Annotated in this window: 14 protein-coding genes; 8 read left to right on the top strand and 6 right to left on the bottom strand. The window is 68.2% G+C overall.

The window, feature by feature from the left end; genetic code table 11:
- Positions 1–42 precede the first annotated feature (42 nt).
- Both BP68_RS14935 and BP68_RS14930 read right to left on the bottom strand, forming a co-directional pair.
- On the bottom strand, positions 43–678 hold the full coding sequence (locus BP68_RS14935; protein WP_496373144.1) for an L-threonylcarbamoyladenylate synthase: 636 nt from the start codon (positions 676–678) through the stop codon (positions 43–45).
- A 20-nt stretch (positions 679–698) separates the two neighbouring features.
- Positions 699–1,577 carry a 3',5'-nucleoside bisphosphate phosphatase gene (locus BP68_RS14930; protein ID WP_496373142.1) on the bottom strand — a complete coding sequence of 293 codons (879 nt, stop codon included), beginning with the start codon at positions 1,575–1,577 and terminating at the stop codon, positions 699–701.
- A gap of 214 nt (positions 1,578–1,791) precedes the next feature.
- Here BP68_RS14930 and BP68_RS14925 point away from each other — a divergent pair, with 214 nt between their 5' ends.
- Positions 1,792–3,543 (top strand): methyl-accepting chemotaxis protein, encoded by a 1,752-nt coding sequence (locus BP68_RS14925; RefSeq protein ID WP_496373140.1) that lies wholly within the window; start codon positions 1,792–1,794, stop codon positions 3,541–3,543.
- A gap of 124 nt (positions 3,544–3,667) precedes the next feature.
- Here the strand turns inward: BP68_RS14925 and BP68_RS14920 are convergent, their stop codons facing one another.
- On the bottom strand, positions 3,668–4,585 hold the full coding sequence (locus BP68_RS14920) for an SPFH domain-containing protein (RefSeq protein ID WP_496373138.1): 918 nt from the start codon (positions 4,583–4,585) through the stop codon (positions 3,668–3,670).
- A 62-nt stretch (positions 4,586–4,647) separates the two neighbouring features.
- Positions 4,648–5,079 (bottom strand): NfeD family protein, encoded by a 432-nt coding sequence (locus tag BP68_RS14915; protein WP_496373136.1) that lies wholly within the window; start codon positions 5,077–5,079, stop codon positions 4,648–4,650.
- Positions 5,080–5,229: 150 nt separating this feature from the next.
- Here BP68_RS14915 and BP68_RS14910 point away from each other — a divergent pair, with 150 nt between their 5' ends.
- A complete protein-coding gene (locus BP68_RS14910) occupies positions 5,230–7,599 on the top strand; it encodes an Orn/Lys/Arg family decarboxylase (RefSeq protein ID WP_496373134.1) in 2,370 nt (789 codons plus the stop codon).
- 89 nt (positions 7,600–7,688) lie between these two features.
- On the opposite strand, the gene BP68_RS14905 is transcribed toward BP68_RS14910, so the two are convergent.
- The gene (locus BP68_RS14905) at positions 7,689–8,627 is read right to left on the bottom strand and encodes a DNA ligase (RefSeq protein ID WP_496373132.1); all 939 of its coding nucleotides are present in this window, start codon (positions 8,625–8,627) and stop codon (positions 7,689–7,691) included.
- Positions 8,628–9,024: 397 nt separating this feature from the next.
- On the opposite strand from BP68_RS14905, the gene BP68_RS14900 reads away from it, so the two are divergent.
- Positions 9,025–12,105 carry a diguanylate cyclase gene (locus BP68_RS14900; RefSeq protein ID WP_496373130.1) on the top strand — a complete coding sequence of 1,027 codons (3,081 nt, stop codon included), beginning with the start codon at positions 9,025–9,027 and terminating at the stop codon, positions 12,103–12,105.
- Between the two features lie 92 nt (positions 12,106–12,197).
- Here the strand turns inward: BP68_RS14900 and fabI are convergent, their stop codons facing one another.
- Positions 12,198–12,998, bottom strand: coding sequence for an enoyl-ACP reductase FabI (gene fabI, locus BP68_RS14895; protein ID WP_496373128.1), 801 nt, complete (start codon positions 12,996–12,998; stop codon positions 12,198–12,200).
- A 92-nt stretch (positions 12,999–13,090) separates the two neighbouring features.
- Between fabI and BP68_RS14890 the strand changes: the two genes are divergently transcribed.
- The 5 genes from BP68_RS14890 (at position 13,091) to BP68_RS14870 (ending at position 20,084) form a co-directional block, all read left to right on the top strand.
- Positions 13,091–14,947 carry an extracellular solute-binding protein gene (locus tag BP68_RS14890; RefSeq protein ID WP_496373126.1) on the top strand — a complete coding sequence of 619 codons (1,857 nt, stop codon included), beginning with the start codon at positions 13,091–13,093 and terminating at the stop codon, positions 14,945–14,947.
- Positions 14,948–14,957: 10 nt separating this feature from the next.
- A complete protein-coding gene (locus tag BP68_RS14885; RefSeq protein ID WP_496373124.1) occupies positions 14,958–16,001 on the top strand; it encodes a microcin C ABC transporter permease YejB in 1,044 nt (347 codons plus the stop codon).
- A 17-nt stretch (positions 16,002–16,018) separates the two neighbouring features.
- Positions 16,019–17,083 carry an ABC transporter permease gene (locus BP68_RS14880; protein WP_496373122.1) on the top strand — a complete coding sequence of 355 codons (1,065 nt, stop codon included), beginning with the start codon at positions 16,019–16,021 and terminating at the stop codon, positions 17,081–17,083.
- 35 nt (positions 17,084–17,118) lie between these two features.
- On the top strand, positions 17,119–18,756 hold the full coding sequence (locus tag BP68_RS14875) for an ABC transporter ATP-binding protein (protein ID WP_496373120.1): 1,638 nt from the start codon (positions 17,119–17,121) through the stop codon (positions 18,754–18,756).
- A gap of 158 nt (positions 18,757–18,914) precedes the next feature.
- Positions 18,915–20,084 carry a DUF4382 domain-containing protein gene (locus BP68_RS14870; RefSeq protein ID WP_496373118.1) on the top strand — a complete coding sequence of 390 codons (1,170 nt, stop codon included), beginning with the start codon at positions 18,915–18,917 and terminating at the stop codon, positions 20,082–20,084.
- The last annotated feature ends 12 nt before the right edge of the window (positions 20,085–20,096 follow it).

Below are 20,096 nucleotides of genomic sequence, written 5' to 3'. Positions count from 1 at the left end.
GAAGGCTATTTTGGCCCTGAATCCCCAGCGCGGGGCCGGGCCTCAGAGCCCCAGGGCCTGCAGGCTGCCGCGCCCCTCGCGCACCACGACGGCATCGCCGCCGGTGTTCATGGGCGTGAGGTCCAGCACCGTGGTGGGCTCCTGCGGGCAGGCGCCGGAGTCGATGACGCCGTCGATCAGCTTCTCGTAGCGCTCGCGGATCTCCTGGGGATCGTTGAGCGGCTCGTCCTCGCCGGCCGGTATCAGCGTGGTGGCCAGCAGCGGCGCGCCGTGCAGTTCCAGCAGCATCTGCAGGCCCTTGCGGTCGGGCACGCGCAGGCCGATGGTCTTGCGCTGCGGGTGGCTCACGCGGCGCGGCACTTCCTTGGTCGCGTCGAGGATGAAGGTGTAGGGCCCGGGCGTGGCCAGCTTGAGCAGCCGGTACTGGCGGTTGTCCACATGGGCGTAGCTGGCCAGCTCCGACAGGTCGCGGCACAGCAGCGTGAGGTGGTGCTTGTCGTTGATCTGGCGCACGCGGCGGATACGGTCCACGGCGTCCTTGTCGTCGAGCCGGCAGACCAGGGCGTAGCTGGAGTCCGTGGGCACGGCCAGGACGCCGCCGCCCGAGAGCAGGCCCGAGGCCTGCTTGAGCAGGCGCGGCTGCGGGTTGTCGGGATTGGTTTCGAAGTATTGGGCCATGGGGGTGGGCGCCGTCCGGTTCAGGCGGCGGAGCGGCTCGGGGCGCGCAGGATGCGGTCGGCCAGCACCTCCCACACGGGCGTCAGCTGGCCGGGCAGGTCGGGCAGGGTGCCCAGGTCGGTGTGGGATTCGCCCGGGCTGTGAAAGTCGCTGCCGCGCGACGCGGCCAGGCCGAACTCCCGGGCCATGGCGGCATAGACGGGGTACTCGGCGGGCGTGTGGCTGCCGGTCACCACCTCCACGCCCAGCCCGCCGTGCTGCTTGAATTCGGAGAACAGCGCGTATTCCTCATTGGCCGTGAAGCGGTAGCGCGCGGGGTGGGCGATCACGGCCATGCCGCCGGCCTCGCGGATCCAGCGCACGGCGTTGGCCAGCGTGGCCCAGCGGTGCGGCACATAGCCGGGCTTGCCTTCGGTGAGGTACTTGCGGAACACCTCGGAGGTGTCACGGCAGAGCCCGGTATCGACGAGAAAGCGCGCAAAGTGCGTGCGCGAGATCAGCTCCGGGTTGCCCACGTAGCGCAGCGCGCCCTCGTAGGCGTCCGGTATGCCGGCCAGGGCGAGCTGCTGGGCGATCTCCTGGGCGCGCTCGCCGCGTCCGCCGCGCGTGGCGGCCAGTCCCCGGGCCAGTTGCGCGTCGTCCGCGTCGAACCCGAGGCCCACGATGTGCACCGTGGTGTCGGCAAAGGTGACGGAAATCTCCGTGCCCGTGAGGTAGTCCATGCCCAGCGCGTGCGCCGCGGCGGCGGCGCGGTGCTGGCCGCCGATCTCGTCGTGGTCGGTCAGCGACCAGAGCGCGACCCCGTTGGCATGCGCGCGCGCGGCCAGCGCCTCGGGCGTGAGGGTGCCGTCGGACACCACGGAGTGGCAATGCAGGTCAGCGTTGAGCAGGATGGACACGAATTCATTGTAGGGCGCGCGCCCCGATTGCGCTGCGGTGATGGCGACAACGCCATGGCGTGGGACGGCCTGCGCTTGTTACCTTAAAAATCTGTAATGAAATGTGCATCGGTGCGACACTAATGGGTCGCGCGGAACGGCTTGCCGTGCCGCGCGGTTTCGTTTCTTTTTCTTGCTGATGCGGCGCCGTGGCGCGCCCTTGAATGTGCACGACATGAATCTCAATCATTTGCCCGTTGCCCGCAAGCTGTGGGCCCTCATCCTGGGGCTGATGCTCTCGATGCTGCTGCTGTTGGGCGGCCTGCTCAACCACATGCTCAACCTGAGCGACGAGGCCGCCCGCATCGTGCAGGCCAACGAAGACCGCATCAGCCTGGCCCTGCGCTGGAAGGGCCTGACCGCGCTGGCGGTGGACCAGGCCATGAATTCGCTGGCCGCGGCCGATGAGACCCTGTCGGCGCGTCTGGCCAAGCAGTCCAAGGAAGGCATTCAGGCCATCAACGCCGTGCAGTCGCAGGTGGAGGCCTTGGCCTTCACCGCGGAGGCCAAGGCGCAGCTCGAGCGCGTGGCCGCCGCCCGCAAGGTGGTGCTGGACGCCAACGCCGAGGCCGGCAAGGTGCGGGCTTCCGGCGACTTCGCCGGCGGCCTGTCCATCGTCGAGAGCAAGTTCATGCCGGCCGTGGAGCGCTATATGGGCGAGCAGGATGCCTTCGTGCAGCTGCAGGAACGCCAGCGCGACGCCGCCAAGCAGGAGGCCATGGAGCAGCGCCGGCGCGCTGGCTGGATGGGCGCGGGCATCGCCGCACTGGTCGTGATCGTGGGCATGGTGCTGGCCCGCCTGTTGGTGCACTCGATCACGCGCCCGCTGGCGCGTGCTGTGGGCCTGGCGGACGCGATCGCCTCTGGGGACCTGACGCAGGACGTACACGACGACAGGCGCGACGAGCTGGGCCACCTGCTGCGCTCGCTGTCGGCGATGGGCGCGCGGCTGCGCGGCGTGGTGGGCGAAGTGCGTTCGGGGGTGGAATCGGTCTCTGCGGCCTCCAGCCAGATCGCCATCGGCAACCAGGACCTGTCCTCGCGCACGGAACAGACAGCGGCCAACCTGGAAGAAACGGCAGCCAGCATGGAAGAGCTGACAGCCACCGTGACCCAATCGGCGGACACGGCACGCCAGGCCAACCAACTGGCGGCCAACGCCGCCCAGGCGGCCGAGCGCGGCGGCCAGGTCGTGGGCCAGGTCGTGACCAGCATGCAGCAAATCACCGACTCCAGCCGCAAGATCGCCGACATCATCGGCGTGATCGACGGCATCGCCTTCCAGACCAACATCCTGGCGCTGAACGCCGCGGTGGAAGCGGCCCGCGCCGGCGAACAAGGCCGGGGCTTCGCCGTGGTGGCCGGAGAAGTGCGCAGCCTGGCCCAGCGCAGTGCCGAAGCGGCCAAGGAAATCAAGCAACTGATCACCACCAGCGTGGATAACGTCGAATCGGGCTCGGCACAGGTGGAACAAGCCGGCCAAAGCATGCAAGACATCGTGCACAGCGTGCGGCGGGTGAGCGACCTGATCGGAGAAATCACGGCGTCCTCGACAGAACAGCGCGACGGCATCGGGCAGGTGAACCAGGCGGTGGCCAACCTGGACCAGATGACCCAGCAAAACGCGGCGCTGGTGGAGGAATCGAGCGCGGCGGCGGCGGCCATGCACGAACAGGCACAGCGTCTGTCGCAAGTGGTGGCGGTGTTCAACGTGGGCGCAGGTGCGGTGGTGGCGCAGCGCACGCCGGTGGCGGCCCCGGCACGGACCCCCATGGTGAAGGCCCCGGCGGCCAAGGCGGTGAGCGCCCCAGCCCGCCCGGCGGTGGCCAAGCCCGCGGCCAAGCCAGCGGTGGCGGCGCCGGCGCAGATTGCCAGCGCCAAGGCGCCGGCGATGGCGGGCGGGGATGAGGATTGGGAGAGCTTCTAAAAAGAGAGCGGCTGGCGCTTGCTGCAAGCGCCTTGCAGGCATATTTGACTGCTGAAAATGGCAAAGCCCCTGCTGCAGGGGCTTTGCCATGTGGGCGCCTGCAGAAGGGCGCCCGGCGGCGTGCTCAGCCGGCGCGCTGGCCCGTCTGCACCATCTTCATGGCCGATCCGATGAGGGCTGACACCTCGGTCATGTTGCTGGGCACGATGAGTGTGGTGGTCGCATCGCTGGCGACCTGGCTGTAGGCCTCCACGGCCTTTTCGGCCACCTTGAGCTGCACGGCCTGGTCGCCGCCGGGCTGGCGGATGGCGGTGGCCACGCGCTCCAGGGCCTGGCCCGTGGCCTCGGCCACGGCGAGGATGGCGGCGGCCTCGCCCTGGGCCTTGTTGATCACGGCCTGCTTCTCGCCCTCGGAGCGGGCGATGAAGGCCTCGCGCTCGCCGGTGGCGATGTTGATCTGTTCCTGGCGGCGGCCCTCGGAGGCGGCGATCAGCGCGCGCTTCTCGCGCTCGGCGGTGATCTGGGCCTGCATGGCGCGCAGGATTTCGGACGGCGGGGTCAGGTCCTTGATCTCGTAGCGCAGCACCTTCACGCCCCAGTTCAGCGCGGCCTCGTCGATGGCGGCCACCACCTGGGCGTTGATCATGTCGCGCTCTTCAAAGGTCTTGTCCAGCTCCAGGCGGCCGATGACCGAGCGCAGCGAGGTCTGCGCGAGCTGCGTCACGGCGGTGATGTAGTTGGACGAGCCGTAGCTGGCGCGCATGGGGTCGGTGACCTGGAAGTACAGGATGCCGTCCACCTGCAGCTGGGTGTTGTCCTTGGTGATGCAGACCTGGCTGGGCACATCCAGCGGAATTTCCTTGAGGCTGTGCTTGTAGGCGATGCGGTCGATGAACGGAATGATGAACTTGGGGCCGGGCGAGAGCGTGCCGGCGTACTTGCCCAGGCGTTCCTTCACCCAGGCGTGCTGCTGCGGCACGATCTTGACGGCGCGCGCGATGAAGATCACGGCGATGACGAAGAGGACGATGGCGATTTCCATGGAGCGTTGTCTTTCTTTCGGTGCGGCGGTGGAATGTGGGTCGGGATGGTAAGCGGCCGGGATTACAGCGGATCGACCAGCAGGCGGTTGCCCACCAGCTCGGCCACGCGGTGCGGCCCGGTGGCGGGCGTGATGCCCTGGCGGTGCACGGCCGTCCAGCTGGCGCCGCGGTACTTGACGATGGCCGTGCCATCGGGCTGCCAGGAGTCGATGTAGACGGTTTCGCCCACGTCCAGGTTCACGCTGCGGTCGGCACGCGCTGGCGGCTCGCCCGGGCGGCTCCTGCGCTTGAAGTACGCGCCCAGCACCGTGCTGGCGCCCACGAGGGCGCTCACCAGGATCTGTGCGGAGGTGCCCAGCCCGGCGTGCGCGGCCAGGGCGCCGGCGGCCAGGCCGATGGCCAGCATCAGCAGGTAGAACGTGCCGGTCAGCAGCTCGACCACCACGACGGCGCCGGCCATGAGCCACCAGATGGTGGATGGATCCAGGTTCACGGGTATTTCTCCTTCCCTAGTTGTGTGGACTTGTTGTATGGAAACCGACTGATTCTGGGCGAAATGCGGTGGTGTTCATAGGGCATACACGCATATTCCTTACACTCCGCGCCTGTTTCTTTTTTTTGGCCGGCTTGCTGGAGGCAGCGCATGAAATTTCGCTTTCCCATCGTCATCATCGACGAGGACTATCGTTCCGAGAACACCTCCGGCCTGGGTATCCGGGCGCTGGCGCAGGCCATCGAGGCCGAGGGGTTCGAGGTCCTGGGAGTGACCAGCTACGGCGATCTGTCGCAGTTCGCCCAGCAGCAGAGCCGGGCCAGCGCCTTCATCCTGTCGATCGACGATGAGGAGTTCACGCTGGGCGCGGGGCAGGACCCCATCGTGCACAGCCTGCGCACCTTCATCGAGGAGGTGCGCCGCAAGAACGCCGACGTGCCCATCTACGTGCACGGCGAGACCAAGACCGCGCGCCACCTGCCCAACGACATCCTGCGCGAGCTGCACGGCTTCATCCATATGTTCGAGGACACGCCCGAGTTCGTGGCCAAGCACATCATCCGCGAGGCCAAGAGCTACCTGGAGGGCGTGCAGCCGCCGTTCTTCAAGGCGCTGCTGGACTATGCCGAGGACGGCTCCTACAGCTGGCACTGCCCGGGCCATTCGGGCGGCGTGGCCTTCCTCAAGAGCCCCGTGGGGCAGATGTACCACCAGTTCTACGGCGAGAACATGCTGCGCGCCGACGTCTGCAACGCGGTGGAAGAGCTGGGTCAGCTGCTGGACCACAACGGGGCCATCGGCGAATCCGAGCGCAACGCCGCGCGCATCTTCAATGCCGACCACTGCTTTTTCGTGACCAACGGCACCAGCACGTCCAACAAGATGGTGTGGCACCACACGGTGGCGCCGGGCGACGTGGTGGTGGTGGACCGCAACTGCCACAAGTCCATCTTGCACAGCATCATCATGACGGGTGCGGTGCCGGTGTTCCTCAAGCCCACGCGCAACCACTTCGGCATCATCGGCCCGATTCCGCAAAGCGAGTTCGAGCCCGCGACCATCCAGGCCAAGATCCAGGCCAACCCGCTGCTCCAGGGCGTGGATGCCAAGAACGTGAAGCCCCGCGTGCTGACGCTCACGCAGTCCACCTACGACGGCGTGCTCTACAACACCGAGACCATCAAGGGCATGCTTGACGGCTACGTCGAGAACCTGCACTTCGACGAGGCCTGGCTGCCGCACGCGGCCTTCCACCCGTTCTATGGCAGCTACCACGCCATGGGCAAGAAGCGCGCGCGCCCCAAGCAGTCCGTGGTGTACGCCACGCAGTCCATTCACAAGCTGCTGGCAGGCATCAGCCAGGCCAGCCATGTGCTGGTGCAAGACAGCCAGACCACCAAGCTGGACCGCCACCTGTTCAACGAGGCGTACCTGATGCACACCTCGACCAGCCCGCAGTACAGCATCATCGCCAGCTGCGACGTGGCCGCCGCCATGATGGAGCCGCCCGGCGGCACGGCGCTGGTGGAGGAAAGCATTGTCGAGGCACTGGACTTCCGCCGCGCCATGCGCCAGGTGGAGGACGAGTTCGGCAAGGATGACTGGTGGTTCAAGGTCTGGGGCCCCGAGGAACTGGTGGAAGAGGGCCTGGGAACGGCCGAGAACTGGGTCTTCCGCAACAAGGGCAAGAAGAAGAACGGCGCCGCCAAGTGGCACGGCTTCGGCGACCTGGCCGACGGCTTCAACATGCTGGACCCGATCAAGTCCACCATCGTCACGCCCGGCCTGAACCTGGACGGCAAGTTCGACAAGACCGGCATTCCCGCCAGCATCGTCACCAAGTACCTGGCCGAGCACGGCGTGGTGGTGGAGAAGACGGGCCTGTACAGCTTCTTCATCATGTTCACCATCGGCATCACCAAGGGCCGCTGGAACACGCTGCTGGCCGCGCTGCAGCAGTTCAAGGACGACTACGAGAAGAACCAGCCCATGTGGCGCATCCTTCCCGAGTTCTGCCAGCAGCACAAGCGCTACGAGCGCATGGGCCTGAAGGACCTGTGCCAGCACGTGCACCAGCTGTACGCCAAGTACGACATCGCCCGCCTGACGACCGAGATGTACCTCTCGGACCTGTCGCCCGCGATGAAGCCCAGCGATGCCTATGCCCACATCGCGCAGCGCAAGACCGAACGCGTGGCGATCGACGACCTGGAAGGCCGCATCACCACCAGCCTGATCACGCCGTATCCGCCGGGCATTCCGCTCCTGATTCCGGGCGAGGTCTTCAACAAGAAGATCGTGGACTACCTGAAGTTCGCGCGCGAGTTCTCCAAGCTCTGCCCGGGCTTCGAGACCGACATCCACGGCCTGGTGGAGATCGAGGACGACGAGGGCCACGTGCGCTACTACGCCGACTGCGTGGCGCAGCAGGATGCGCCCGCCAAGCGCGCGCCGCGCGCCTCGGCCAAGGGCAAGCAGGTGCAGGTGGGCAGCGACGGTCCGTTCGGCCGCACGCTCTGATCCATTGACGCCGTGATGCGCGGGCCGGGGGCGGGCAACCGTCCCCGGCCTTTTTGCTTTTTGCTCCTTATTTTGTAGCTGTTTGCGCTTTATGGGCGGGCGTTAGAGTCTGTTTTGCCTTGTGTCTTTGGCAAGGCGCCCGGCGGCTGGTCCGCGCGCACGCGCCAAAAGCGTGCGAAGCGCGGCAGGCCGCTGGCGTGCAGGCCGTTGTAGCGGTAGGTCACCACGGTGCCCACGGGCGGCGGCGTGCGGCGCAGCGCGTCGCTCAGGCCGCTGCCCAGGCGAAAGCGCTGGCCATCCGGCATCTGCACCAGCAGGGCGCCGGTCTGTCCCGCGTACTTGCCCCGGCCCGGCACATGGCCCACCACCAGGCCTTCCGCGTCCTCGAAAGATTTGAGCTTGAGCAGATCGTCGCTGCGCCCGCCGCGGTAGGGCGCATCGTCCCTGCGCAGCATCAGGCCTTCGGCGCCTGCCTTTTCGTGTTCGTGCAGTTGCTTCATCAGCGCGGCATGGCTGGCCACGCGCCACTGCGGCGCGGCCTGCACCCAGGGCTGGGCGATCGCGGCCACCGTGCGCCGCAGCTGCGGCAGGCGCTCGCCAAAGCCGCCGGGCTGGGCCGGCTGGTCGAACACCATGTAGCGCAGCGCGCGCCACTGCGCGTCTTGCGGCGTGCCCTGCGCAGCGGCCGCCTGCGCCGTGGCGAACCGGCCGCGCCCGGCCCACAGCTCGCCGTCCAGCGGCGTGGCGGGCCAGCCGGCCGTGAACCAGGCCGGCGCACGGATCGGCAGGCCCTGGCGGCTCACCAGCTGCCGGCCATCCCACAGCGCGCGCACACCGTCGTATTTCTCGCTGACCCAGTAGGCCTGCACTGGTACGCCCGGGTGGAAGGGCAGCGCCAGCGTGGGCTGCGGCATGGCGCCGTCCACCGTCGGCGTGTCCTGGGCCGGGGCCACGCAGGGCCACCACAGCAGCACCAGGGCGGCATGGCGCCACAGGGCGGGCAGGAAGCGGCGCGGCGGAGTCGTCATGGCGGGCCTTGGGTGGTGGCTGTGCGCCGCATTGTGCGCGCTGCCTTGGCAAAAAAGATAGCTGTTGGCGCTTGATGGGTGGGCTCTGGAGGGCAAAAATGCCCCAATTGACCTGTTGAGACATGGCATCTGGTGGCGAGGAGGCGGCGCAGGACCGTGCGCGCCAGGCCTGCCACCGGGCGTTGCCCGCGTATTGCGGGCCGGGCAGCACGTGCCCCGCATCGGTGTAGCATTCCTGGCTCGCGTGGAGAGGTGACAGCCGTGCCGGAGAGTGCGGGCATCTCGGGGGGCGCAGGGTAGATTCCCCGGGCACCGGCGCATAGATTTGCCGTGCCGCCGCAATCCACGACGGGTGGTAGGGGGCGTGGCAGTGGTCACTGTTTCTTGGTTCTCGCGCATGCCCCTTTTTCTTGCCGGCAGCAAGCCGTCGGACGTTTCTTCCGTTTCTCTGTTCAGAACCTCGTTCGCGGTCACCGCGGGCGTGTGCTTTTTGCTGTTCGCCGCCGGGGTGTATTGGGCGGTGCTGCTCAGCAGCCACCAGGACATGCAGCGCTACACGCAGGCGCAGGCCTGGCTGCGTGTGACGCAGATGTCGCGTGCCGTGTCCGCGCAGGTGGGGGCCATGCTCTCCGGCATGGACTACACGCTGCGGGGCATGGTCAGCGACTACGAGTCGGGCGACGGGAAGGCGTTCAGGCGCGCCGTGGCCAGCGTGCAGGAGGCCTATCCGAGCGGAACCATCGTGCAGGTGGCCGTGGCGGACGCCTCGGGGCGCGTGGTGTATTCCAGCCTGGACGGGCAGGCCCAGTCTTCGCCGGGCATCTCGATCTTCGATCGCGAGCATTTTCAGGCGCACCTGCAGGATGCGGACCGGGGGCTCTTCGTGGGGCGTCCCGTGCAGGGCCGGGTGTCCAAGCAGTGGAGCATCCAGCTCAGCCGCGCCTTGCACCAGGACGGAAAGTTCGCGGGCGTGCTGGTGCTGTCGCTGTCGCCGGAGTACATCTCGCGGCAGCTGCAGGCCATTTTCGAAAATCCCCGCGATGTGATCCTGCTGCTGCGCGAGGGGGGAACCTATCTGGCCCGGTCGCAGCACCAGGCCGAAGTCCTGGGCCACGATGTGCCCGAAGAGCGGCTGGCGCTGTTCCTGCCCGGCATGCAGCAGGGCACCTACGAGGCGCTCGCCACGCCCGACGGCATCCAGCGCATGTACGCATGGACCCGCGTGAGTGGCTTCCCACTGCTGGTGAGTGCCGGTCTCGACAGCCAGGCCGTGTATGGGCCGCTGCAAGCCACGATCCGCGCGAGCCTGCTGCGCAATGGGGCCGGCACGGCGCTGATCTGCCTGGGCGGCTTGCTGACGGCCTGGCTGGCGGTGCAGCGTCGGCGCGTGGAGGTGCAGCGCGTGCAGAGCGAGCAGCGTTTCATGCGCCTGGCGCAAGAGGTGCCCGGAGGGCTCTTCCAGTACGGGGTGGACGCGGCGGGCCGCCATGTGCTGCCGTTCACCAATCCCGGCTTTTACGCCATCCACTGCCTCGACGCGCCGGAGACGGAAGCGGGGCTGCCGAGCCTGGCGCAGCGCGTGCACGCGGACGATGTGGACGCGCTGCGCGCCTCCATCGAGGCGGCCGTTCGCACGCGGGGCACCTGGGAGCACAAATACCGCATCGACTGCCCGGATGGTTCCGTTCATTGGCTGCATGGCCATGCCAAGCCACAGAGCGAGCCCGACGGTACCGTGCTGTGGCATGGCTACATCCTGGACGTGACCCGCGACGAGGCGCTGCAGGCCGCCTTGCGCCAGAGCGAGGAGCGGTTGCGCCTGACCTTTGGCGCCGTCCGCGATGGCCTGTGGCAGTGGGATTGTGCGCACGACCAGTTCCTGTGGGACGCGCGGTGCTATGAGATGCTGGGCCTGGACGATCAGGCCCCGGGTGCGTTCACCCTCGCGGAGCTTGTGGCGCGCCTGCACCCGCTGGATCAGCAGCGGGCGCAAGCCCGGCTGAGGCAGCACCTTGCGCAGGGCGAGTCTTTCCGCGTGGAAGTGCGGCTGCGCACGGCGGCGGGCACCTGGCGATGGGTGGAGTCACGTGGTGAGGTGACCCAGAGGGACAGTGCAGGCCAGCCCCTGCGGATGCTGGGCACGCACACCGACATCCATGAACGGGTGGAGCAGGAGCGCCTGGTGAGCGCGCTGCTGGACCGCGGCAGCGCCTTGGTGTTGGTGGCCAGCCCGTCCCGGGACGTCGTCTACGCCAACGAGCGCGCCGCCGAGTGTTTCGGCATCGCAGCCGGCAGGATGCCGAAGCCGGTGTCCTTCCAGGCGCTGCACACCAGTGCCGAGCGCTTCGACGACTTCGCGGAGTTGTACAAAGTCCTCAAGCTCCAGGGCACGGTGCGCACGGAGTGGATGCTGTGCGTCGCGGCGGGTGCGCCGCGCTGGTTTGACATGCAGGGTGCGCTGCTCGACCCCGAGGACCCCGACGGCAACGTGATCTGGACCTTGTTCGACGTGGACGCACGCCGCCAGGCCGAAGCGGGCCTGGCCCATGCGCAGCAGCGCGTGGAGGCCCTTATCGAGCATTTCCCCTCAGGCATCCTGGTCACCGACGGGGCGGGGCGGACCATCGTGGCGGCCAACCAGATGCTGGTGGCCATGATGCGGCTTCCCTTTGCGGCGGATACGCTGATCGGGGAGCCGGTTTCCGCACTTCTGTCCCATTTGCCGGCGCAGATTGGCGCGGTGCTGCAGGTGTTGCCGGGCGACGCGGCGCAGGGCGTGGCGGATCCGGCGGCCCTAGAGCCAGGCCGCGCGGTGTACGCGCTGCCCGATGAGCGGCACCTCGAGATCGAGCGGCTGCAGCTGCGCAAGGACGTGCACCTGCTGGGCCTGTGCTGGGTTTTCCACGACGTGACGGACTACAAGCAGCGCGAGTCCCGGCTGGAGGCGCTGGCCTCGACCGACGCCCTGACCGGCGTGAGCAATCGCCGGGCCTTCATCGGCCGCATGGAACAAGAGCTGGAGCACCAGCGCCTGGGGCTGGGCAGCCCTTCCGCGCTGATCATGCTCGACATCGACCACTTCAAGCGGGTGAACGATACCTACGGCCATGCCGTGGGCGATGTCGTGCTCAAGCACCTGACCGCCACGGTGTCCCGGGAGCTGCGCAAGAACGACCTGCTGGGACGACTGGGGGGAGAGGAGTTCGCCGTGCTGCTGGCGGGGGTGGACGAGCCCACGGCCTTACGGCGGGCCGAGCATCTGCGCCTTGCCATTGAGCGGCAGGCGGTTTCGGTGAGCGACCTGGGCCCGATCCGCTTCACGGTGAGCCTGGGTATTTGCCTGCTCCAGCAGACGGACACGTCGGTGGAGGAATGCCTGGAGCGAGCGGATGCGGCCCTGTACCACTCCAAGCGCACCGGCCGCAACCGAGTTTCCTGCTGGAGCCCCGCCATGCAGACCGCGACGGGGGCACGCTAGCGCCCCGTGCAGAGGGCCGTGCCGACGGCCCGTCGCCAGGCCGCAGCAGGCGGGGTGCCGGGCACAGCAGGGGTGGCCGGCACCATGCTGGTTCAGACCTGGTCGGCGCTCAGGCCGGCGGTCTGGCTGAAGCCGCCGTCCACGTAGGTGATCTCGGCCGTCACGCCGCTGGCCAGGTCGCTCAGCAGGAAGGCGGCCACATTGCCCACGTCCTCGATGGTCACGTTGCGGCGCAGCGGGGCGGCGTCGGCCACGCGGCCCAGCAGCTTGCCGAAGTCCTTGATGCCGCTGGCGGCCAGCGTCTTGATGGGACCGGCGCTGATGCCGTTGGCGCGGATAGCCCGGCCGTCCTCGGTGCGGCCCACGGCCTCGGCCAGGTAGCGCACGCTGGCCTCCAGGCTGGCCTTGGCCAGGCCCATGGTGTTGTAGTTGGGAATGGAGCGCAGCGCGCCCAGGTACGACAGGGTCAGCAGCGAGGACTTGTCGTTCAGGTAGGGCAGGGCCGCCTTGGCCATGGCCGGGAAGCTGTAGGCGCTGATGTCGTGCGCGATACGGAAGCCGTCGCGGCTCAGGCCGTCGAGGAAGTTGCCGGCGATCGCCTCGCGCGGCGCGAAGCCGATGGAGTGCACGAAGCCGTCGAACTTGCCCCAGACGGCGCCCAGGTCCGCGAACAGCTGGTCGATCTGTGCGTCGTCGGCCACGTCGCAGTCAAAGACGAGCTGGGAGTCGAACTCGGCGGCGAACTCGGTGATGCGGTCCTTGAAGCGCTCGCCCACGTAGCTGAAGGCGAGTTCTGCGCCTTGCTGGTGGCAGGCCTTGGCGATGCCGTAGGCAATGGAGCGATTGGACAGCACGCCCGTGATGAGCAGCTTCTTGCCGGCGAGAAAACCCATTGTTGTTCTCCTGAGGGATGCGATGCGTGTTGGGGAAAAGACTCATGCGGCCCGCCGGTCTGCGGGCCGCTTGCGTAGTGCAGAATTGTCGCATGCGGTTTTGGCGTATCTGTCTGTTGTGGGGGGGCTGCATGTTGGGCGCGCCAGCGGCGTGGGCCGCGCATGCCTACGCCTTGTGGGGCGAGCCGGCGCTGCCAGCGGGTTTTGCGCATCTGCCCTATGTCAATCCCGATGCGCCCAAGGGAGGGGAGCTGCGCCTGGTGAGCAATCTGCGCGTGTCCACGTTCGACAAGTACAACCCCTTCACCATCCGCGGCAACGCGCCGGCCTACCTGTCGGCGCTGATGTTCGATTCGCTGCTCACGGGCTCGCTGGCCGAGACGGCCACCGGCTACGGCCTGCTGGCCGAGGACGTGGCGGTGGCCCCCGATGGCCTGTCGGCCACCTTCCGCCTGCGGTCCGAGGCGCGCTTTCACAACGGCAAGCCGGTGATGGCCCAGGATGTGAAGCACAGCTTCGACACCCTGGTGGGGCCCTACACCTCGCCGGCCTACAAGACCCTGCTGATCGAGGTGGCTGGCGTGGACGTGCTGGACGACCGCACGCTGCGCTACCGCTTCCACAAACCCAACCGCGAGCTGCCGCTCACCGTGGGCGGCCTACCCGTCTTCAGTCGCGACTGGGGACTGGGCGAGGACGGCCGCCCCAAGCCCTTCGACCAGGTGGTGATGGACATTCCCATCGGCAGCGGGCCGTACAAGATCGGCCCCGTCAACTTCGGCAAGGACATCACCTACGTGCGCGACCCGCAGTACTGGGCGCGCGACCTGCCGGTGCGCCGCGGCACGGCCAACTTCGACCGCGTGCTGGTCAAGATCTACAAGGACAACACGGCGCGCCTGGAGGCGCTGAAGGCCGGCGAGTTCGACCTGATGCGTTTCTTCAGCGCGGGCGACTGGGCGCGGCGTGTGAACGGCCGCAAGTTCGATACGGGCGAGCTGGTCAAGGGCGAGTTCGCCAACAAGCTGCCTTCGGGGTTCCAGAGCTATGTGCTCAACACGCGGCGCCCGCTGCTCCAGGATGCCCGCGTGCGCGAGGCGCTGGGCCTGGCGTTCGACTTCGAGTGGATGAGCCGCCAGCTGTTCTACGGCGCCTACCAGCGCGTGCACGGCCTCTTTGGCAACACCATGTGCGAGACGCATGGCAGCCCGTCGTCCGAGGAGCTGGCGCTGCTGGAGCCCTGGCGTAAGGACCTGCCGGCCACGGTGTTCGGCCCCATGGCCGAGCCGCCCACCACCGAGGGCGTGACCACGTTGCGTGACAACCTGCGCCGCGCGCAGGCGCTGCTGAAGGACGCCGGCTGGCAGGTGCAGGACGGCGTGCTGCGCAACGCCAGCGGCCAGGCCTTCGAGCTGGAATACCTGGAAAGCAATGAGGCTGGCATGCGCACCGTGGCCTCGTGGATGCGCAACCTGCAAAAGCTGGGCATTCAGCTGCGCTTTCGCGCGGTGGACTTCGCGCTGTACCAGCAGCGGCTGCAGAAGTTCGATTTCGACATCACCACCATCGCCTACCAGGGCACGAACAACCCGGGCCAGGAGTTTGCCGACCTGTTCGGCAGCAAGGCAGCTGACCAGGAGGATTCTGGCAACTTTCCCGGCGTGAAAAACCCGGCGGTGGACGCCATGATCCGCGCCATGGTGTCGGCCAAGACCCAGGCCCAGTTGCTGCCGGCCTGCCATGCGCTGGACCGCATCATTGCGCACGGGCATTACCTCATTCCGCAATGGTCCGCGGGCACGCACCGCATGGTCTACAACGCCTGGCGCCTGGACCGGCCGGCGGCGGTGCCACCCTATTCGCCCGGCGAGATGTGGGCCGTGGACACCTGGTGGGCGCGCCAGCCCCCGCTCACGGCAGAGACGGCGCCCAAGGCGCGCAAGGACTGAGTCACCGCCCATGTTTGCCTACATCCTCAAGCGCGTCCTGCTCATGCTGCCCACTCTGCTGGGCGTGCTGCTGCTGACCTTCGTGGTGATCCAGTTTGTCCCCGGCGGCCCGGTGGAGCAGTACCTGGCCGAGGCCAAGGCCGGCGCTGCCGGCCTGGGTGGGGGCGGCGGCAGCGAGGGCGGGGGCATGGCCTACCGCGGCGCGCAGGGCGTGGACCCCAAGCGCCTGGAGCAGATCAAGCAGCTGTACGGTTTCGACAAGCCCGCGCACGAGCGCTTCGTGCAGATGCTGGGCCAGTTCGCGCGGTTCGACCTGGGGCGCAGCTTCTTCCAGAACAAGGACGTGTGGCAGCTGGTGAAGGAGAAGCTGCCCGTCTCCATCAGCCTGGGGCTGTGGACCTTCTTCATCAGCTACCTGGTGGCCGTGCCGCTGGGCGTGGCCAAGGCGGTGCGCGCGGGCTCGCGTTTCGACTTTGTCACCACCCTCATCATCCTGGTCGGCTATGCGATACCGGGCTTCGTGCTGGGCGTGGCGCTGCTGGTGGTGTTTGGCGGGCAACTGCAGTGGTTTCCGCTGCGCGGGCTGACATCGGCCAACTGGGAAGAGCTGAGTCTGTGGGGCAAGGTGACGGACTACCTCTGGCACATCACGCTACCCATCACCGCCATGGTGGCCGGCAGCTTCGCGGTGACGGCCATGCTGACCAAGAACGCCTTTCTGGAGGAGATTCGCAAGCAGTATGTGCTCACGGCGCGCGCCAAGGGGTTGTCCGAGCGCCAGGTGCTGTGGAAGCATGTGTTTCGCAACGCGCTGATTCCCATCATCACCGGCTTTCCGGCAGCGTTCATCGGCGCGTTCTTCGCGGGCTCGCTGCTCATCGAAACACTGTTCTCGCTCGACGGCCTGGGCCTGCTGAGCTATGAGAGCGTGATCCGCCGCGACTACCCCGTGGTGCTGGGCACGCTGTACCTGTTCACGCTGATCGGGCTGGTGACCAAGCTCATCAGCGACCTGTGCTACGTGTGGGTGGACCCGCGCGTGAAGTTCGACTGACGAAGATGGCCGCACCGATGCCCGTGACCTCTGCCGCCGCGCCCTCCAGCCCCGCAGTGTCGCTGTCGCCCTCGCGCCGGGCCTGGCAGCGTTTCAAGCGCAACCGCCTGGGTTTCTGGAGCCTGGTGGCGTTCTGCACCCTGGTTCTGCTGAGCCTGGGGGCCGAGCTGATCAGCAACGACCGTCCGCTCATCGTGCGCTACGAGGGGCAGACCTATTTCCCCTTGCTCAAGGACTATCCGGAGACCACCTTCGGCGGCGATTTCCAGACGCCCACCGACTATCTCGACCCCTTCATCCGCGAGCGGCTTTCGCTAGGCGGCAACTGGGCCCTGTACACGCTCAACCGCTACGGGCCGGACACGTTGAATTACTTTGCCAAGGAGCCCAACCCCTCTGGCCCCTCGCGCGACAACTGGCTGGGCACCGACGACCGGGGGCGCGACCTGCTGGCCCAGCTCATCTACGGCTTTCGCGTGAGCGTGCTGTTCGGCCTGGCGCTCACCGTGGTGGGCGTGGCCCTGGGCGTGGCGGCGGGGGCCATCCAGGGCTTCTTCGGCGGCAAGACCGACCTGGCATTCCAGCGCTTCATCGAGATCTGGGGCTCCATGCCCGAGCTGTACCTGCTCATCATCTTCAGCGCGGTGTTCGCCCCCAGCATCGGCCTGCTGCTGGTGCTGCTGTCGCTGTTCGGCTGGATGGGGCTGTCGGACTACGTGCGTGCCGAGTTCCTGCGCAACCGCCAGCTCGACTACGTGAAGGCCGCGCGCGCGCTGGGCGTGTCCAATGGGCAGATCATCGCGCGCCACATCCTGCCCAACAGCATGACGCCGGTGGTCACCTTCTTGCCGTTTCGCATGGGCGCGGCCATCCTGGCGCTCACCTCCCTGGACTTCCTGGGCCTGGGCGTGCCGCCGGGCACGCCCAGCTTGGGCGAGCTGCTGAGCCAGGGCAAGAACAACATCGACGCCTGGTGGATTTCCATCTTCACCTTTGGCGTGCTCGTCACCACCCTGCTGCTGCTGACCTTCATGGGCGACGCGCTGCGCGACGCGCTCGACCCGCGCAAGGCCGGCCACTGACGCCGCGCCCTCTGTCACCAACCACACAGACCGCCATGCGTGCCACCGCTCCCATGAACCCCCAGTCACCGCCGCTGCTGCAGGTGCGCGACTTGAGCGTGCGCTTCGGCGCCAAGGCGGTGGTGCACGGCGTGAGCTTCGACATCGCCCCCGGCGAAAAGCTGGCCCTGGTGGGCGAGTCCGGCTCGGGCAAGACCGTGACGGCGCTGGCGCTGCTGCGGCTGGCGGGCGACGCGCAACTGGACGGACAGGCGCTGATGGGGGGGCGCGACCTGTTGCAGCTGACCGAGCGCGAGCTGCGCGGCGTGCGCGGCGGGGACATCGCCATGGTGTTCCAGGAACCCATGACGGCGCTGAACCCGCTCATGACCGTGGGCGAGCAGATTGCCGAGGTCTTGATTCTGAAACAGGCCTTGAGCAAGGCACAGAGCGCGCAATCAGCTATTGAATTGATAGCTAGTACCGGCATTCCGGAGCCCGCGCGGCGTGCGCAGAGCTATCCGCACCAGCTCTCGGGCGGGCAACGCCAGCGCGCTGTGATCGCCATGGCACTGGCCAGCCGGCCCAAGCTGCTGCTGGCCGATGAGCCCACCACGGCGCTGGACGTGACGCTGCGCGGCCAGATTCTCGACCTGCTGTCCGACCTGCAGCGCCAGACCGGCATGGCCGTGCTGATGATCACGCACGACCTGCTGCTGGTGCGCCGCTTTGCCGATCGCGTGGCGGTGATGGAGCAGGGCGTGCTGGTGGAGCAGGGCGCGGTGGCCCAGGTCTTCGGGGCGCCGCAGCATGCCTACACGCGCAAGCTGATCGGCAGCACGCCGCGGCGCGATGTGATCGAGGGCGTGGTGGTCGACGCGGCCACGCCGGCGGCCCAGGCCGGAGGGCTGCGCGTGGCCTACCCGGTGCCGCTGCCGGGTTTTCGCGGCTGGTTTTCCAAGGGGGAGTTCGTGGCCGTGCAGGGGGCAGGGTTTCGCATCCAGCGCGCACGCACGCTGGGCGTGGTGGGCGAGTCGGGCTCGGGCAAGTCCACCCTGGCCCAGGCGCTGCTGGGCCTGCTGCCTTCGCGGGGTGAGCTGCAGGTGGCGGGCCAGTCCTGGCAACAGCCCGCGCACCGCAACAGTGCCCACAACCAGCAACTGCGCCGGCAGGTGCAGGTGGTATTCCAGGACCCGTTCTCGTCCCTGTCGCCGCGCATGACGGTCGAGGAAATCGTGGGCGAGGGCCTGCGGGTGCATGCCCCCGGGCTGCCCCTGCCCGAACGCCGCGCGCGCGTGGCTGCCATGCTGGCCGAGGTGGGGCTGACGGATGCGCAGTTCCCCGGCCTGCTGGCGCGCTACCCGCATGAGTTTTCCGGGGGGCAGCGCCAGCGCCTGGCGATCGCGCGGGCTCTCATCGTCGAGCCGCAGCTGCTGGTGCTGGACGAGCCCACAAGCGCGCTTGACGTGACCATCCAGCAGCAGGTGCTGGGGTTGCTGCAGCGCCTGCAAAAGGAACGTGCGCTGTCGTATCTGCTGATCACCCACGACGTGGCCGTGGTGCGCGCCATGGCGCATGAGGTGATCGTCATGAAGGACGGCGAGGTGCTGGAAAGCGGCAGCGTGCAGCAGGTGCTGGACGCACCCCGCCACCCCTACACGCAGCGGCTGGTGGAGGCCGCGCGGCCGGGCTGAGGCGCATGGCCGGGCGCGGGTCGCTGAAATACATCGGGCAACACTTTTGACATCTGCCTGCGGGCCGGTGCCCGGGCGCGCTTTCACAATGCGGGTGGTGCCGGCCGCGCAGGCGGGCCGGCCCGTTCCAACCGATCCACAGCGAGGAGAAGCTACCCATGGCCCCAAACCCCATTCCCTTTTTTCGGTGCCTTGCGGGCGCCACTGTGTTGGCCGCGCTGGCGGCATGTGGCGGCGGGGGCGGTGACGGCGGCGGCGAGGGCGGCAAGGGCACCCTGCGCCTGGCACTGACGGATGCGCCCAGCTGTGGCTACGACGCCGTCTTCGTGACGGTGGAGAAGGTGCGCGTGCACCAGAGCGCCAGCGCGGCGGACGACGCGCCCGGCTGGTCCGAGATCACGCTCAACCCCGCGCGCCGCGTGGACCTGCTGTCGCTGACCAATGGTGTGTTGCTGGAGCTGGGCGAAATGCCGCTGCCGGTGGGCAAGTACACCCAGATGCGCCTGGTGCTGGCCAGCAACGGCGGCGGCGCTCCGCTGGCCAATGCCGTGATTCCCTCGGGTTCGAGCGCCGTAGCGCTGACCACGCCCAGCGGCCAGCAAAGCGGCGTGAAGATGAACGTGAACATCGACGTCGCGGCGAACCAGATGGCGGACTTCGTGCTCGACTTCGATGCCTGCAAGTCTGTCGTCACCGCCGGCGCCTCGGGGCGCTACTTGCTCAAGCCCGTGGTGTCGGTCATCCCGCGCCTGATTTCGGGCGTGCAGGGCTTCGTGGAGCCGGGGCTCGCGGCCACGGTCACGCTGCAGTCCCAGGGCGAGGTTGTGCGCGCCACGGTGCCCGATGCCTCGGGCCGCTACCTGCTGCAGCCGGTGGCGCCGGGCAACTACACCCTGGTGATGACCGCGCCCGGACGGACCACGGCTGTCGTGACCCAGGTGCCCGTGCTGGCGCAGCAGGTCACCCCCGTGGCCGGCGCGGCGCTGCCCCTGGTGCTGCCCGTGTCGCCCGTGGGAACGGTGCGTGGAACGGCGCCCGTGGACACCTTTGTGCGCGCCCTGCAACCGCTGACGGTCGGAACGACGGTGGAGGTGGCCGCACGGCCGGTGGACGGCGTGACCGGTGGCTACAGCTTCGCGCTGCCCACGGCCGCGCCGCTGGTGGCGCCCTATGCGGCGGCGCCCAATCCGCTGGTGTTCGCCGCGGATGCGGTGGCGGCCAGCCGCTACGTCATGCGGGCGCGCCTGGCGGGGCAGGCGGACAAGCAGCAGGCCCTGCTGCCGCTGGCCGCCGGATCGGTCCAGACGGTGAACTTCACCTTCCCCTGACGGCCGCGGCGT

This window comes from Diaphorobacter oryzae DSM 22780 (assembly GCF_059568935.1).
The sequence above is the reverse complement of the archived record's forward strand: the minus strand, read 5'-3'. Positions and strand labels throughout refer to the sequence as shown.

Coding starts and splice junctions, on each gene's coding strand:
- BP68_RS14935 (WP_496373144.1), bottom strand. CDS start 678: ATGGCCCAATACTTCGAAACCAATCCCGACAACCCGCAGCCGCGCCTG.
- BP68_RS14925 (WP_496373140.1), top strand. CDS start 1,792: ATGAATCTCAATCATTTGCCCGTTGCCCGCAAGCTGTGGGCCCTCATC.
- BP68_RS14870 (WP_496373118.1), top strand. CDS start 18,915: ATGGCCCCAAACCCCATTCCCTTTTTTCGGTGCCTTGCGGGCGCCACT.
- fabI (WP_496373128.1), bottom strand. CDS start 12,998: ATGGGTTTTCTCGCCGGCAAGAAGCTGCTCATCACGGGCGTGCTGTCC.
- BP68_RS14875 (WP_496373120.1), top strand. CDS start 17,119: ATGCGTGCCACCGCTCCCATGAACCCCCAGTCACCGCCGCTGCTGCAG.
- BP68_RS14910 (WP_496373134.1), top strand. CDS start 5,230: ATGAAATTTCGCTTTCCCATCGTCATCATCGACGAGGACTATCGTTCC.
- BP68_RS14905 (WP_496373132.1), bottom strand. CDS start 8,627: ATGACGACTCCGCCGCGCCGCTTCCTGCCCGCCCTGTGGCGCCATGCC.
- BP68_RS14890 (WP_496373126.1), top strand. CDS start 13,091: ATGCGGTTTTGGCGTATCTGTCTGTTGTGGGGGGGCTGCATGTTGGGC.
- BP68_RS14885 (WP_496373124.1), top strand. CDS start 14,958: ATGTTTGCCTACATCCTCAAGCGCGTCCTGCTCATGCTGCCCACTCTG.
- BP68_RS14920 (WP_496373138.1), bottom strand. CDS start 4,585: ATGGAAATCGCCATCGTCCTCTTCGTCATCGCCGTGATCTTCATCGCG.
- BP68_RS14880 (WP_496373122.1), top strand. CDS start 16,019: ATGCCCGTGACCTCTGCCGCCGCGCCCTCCAGCCCCGCAGTGTCGCTG.
- BP68_RS14900 (WP_496373130.1), top strand. CDS start 9,025: ATGCCCCTTTTTCTTGCCGGCAGCAAGCCGTCGGACGTTTCTTCCGTT.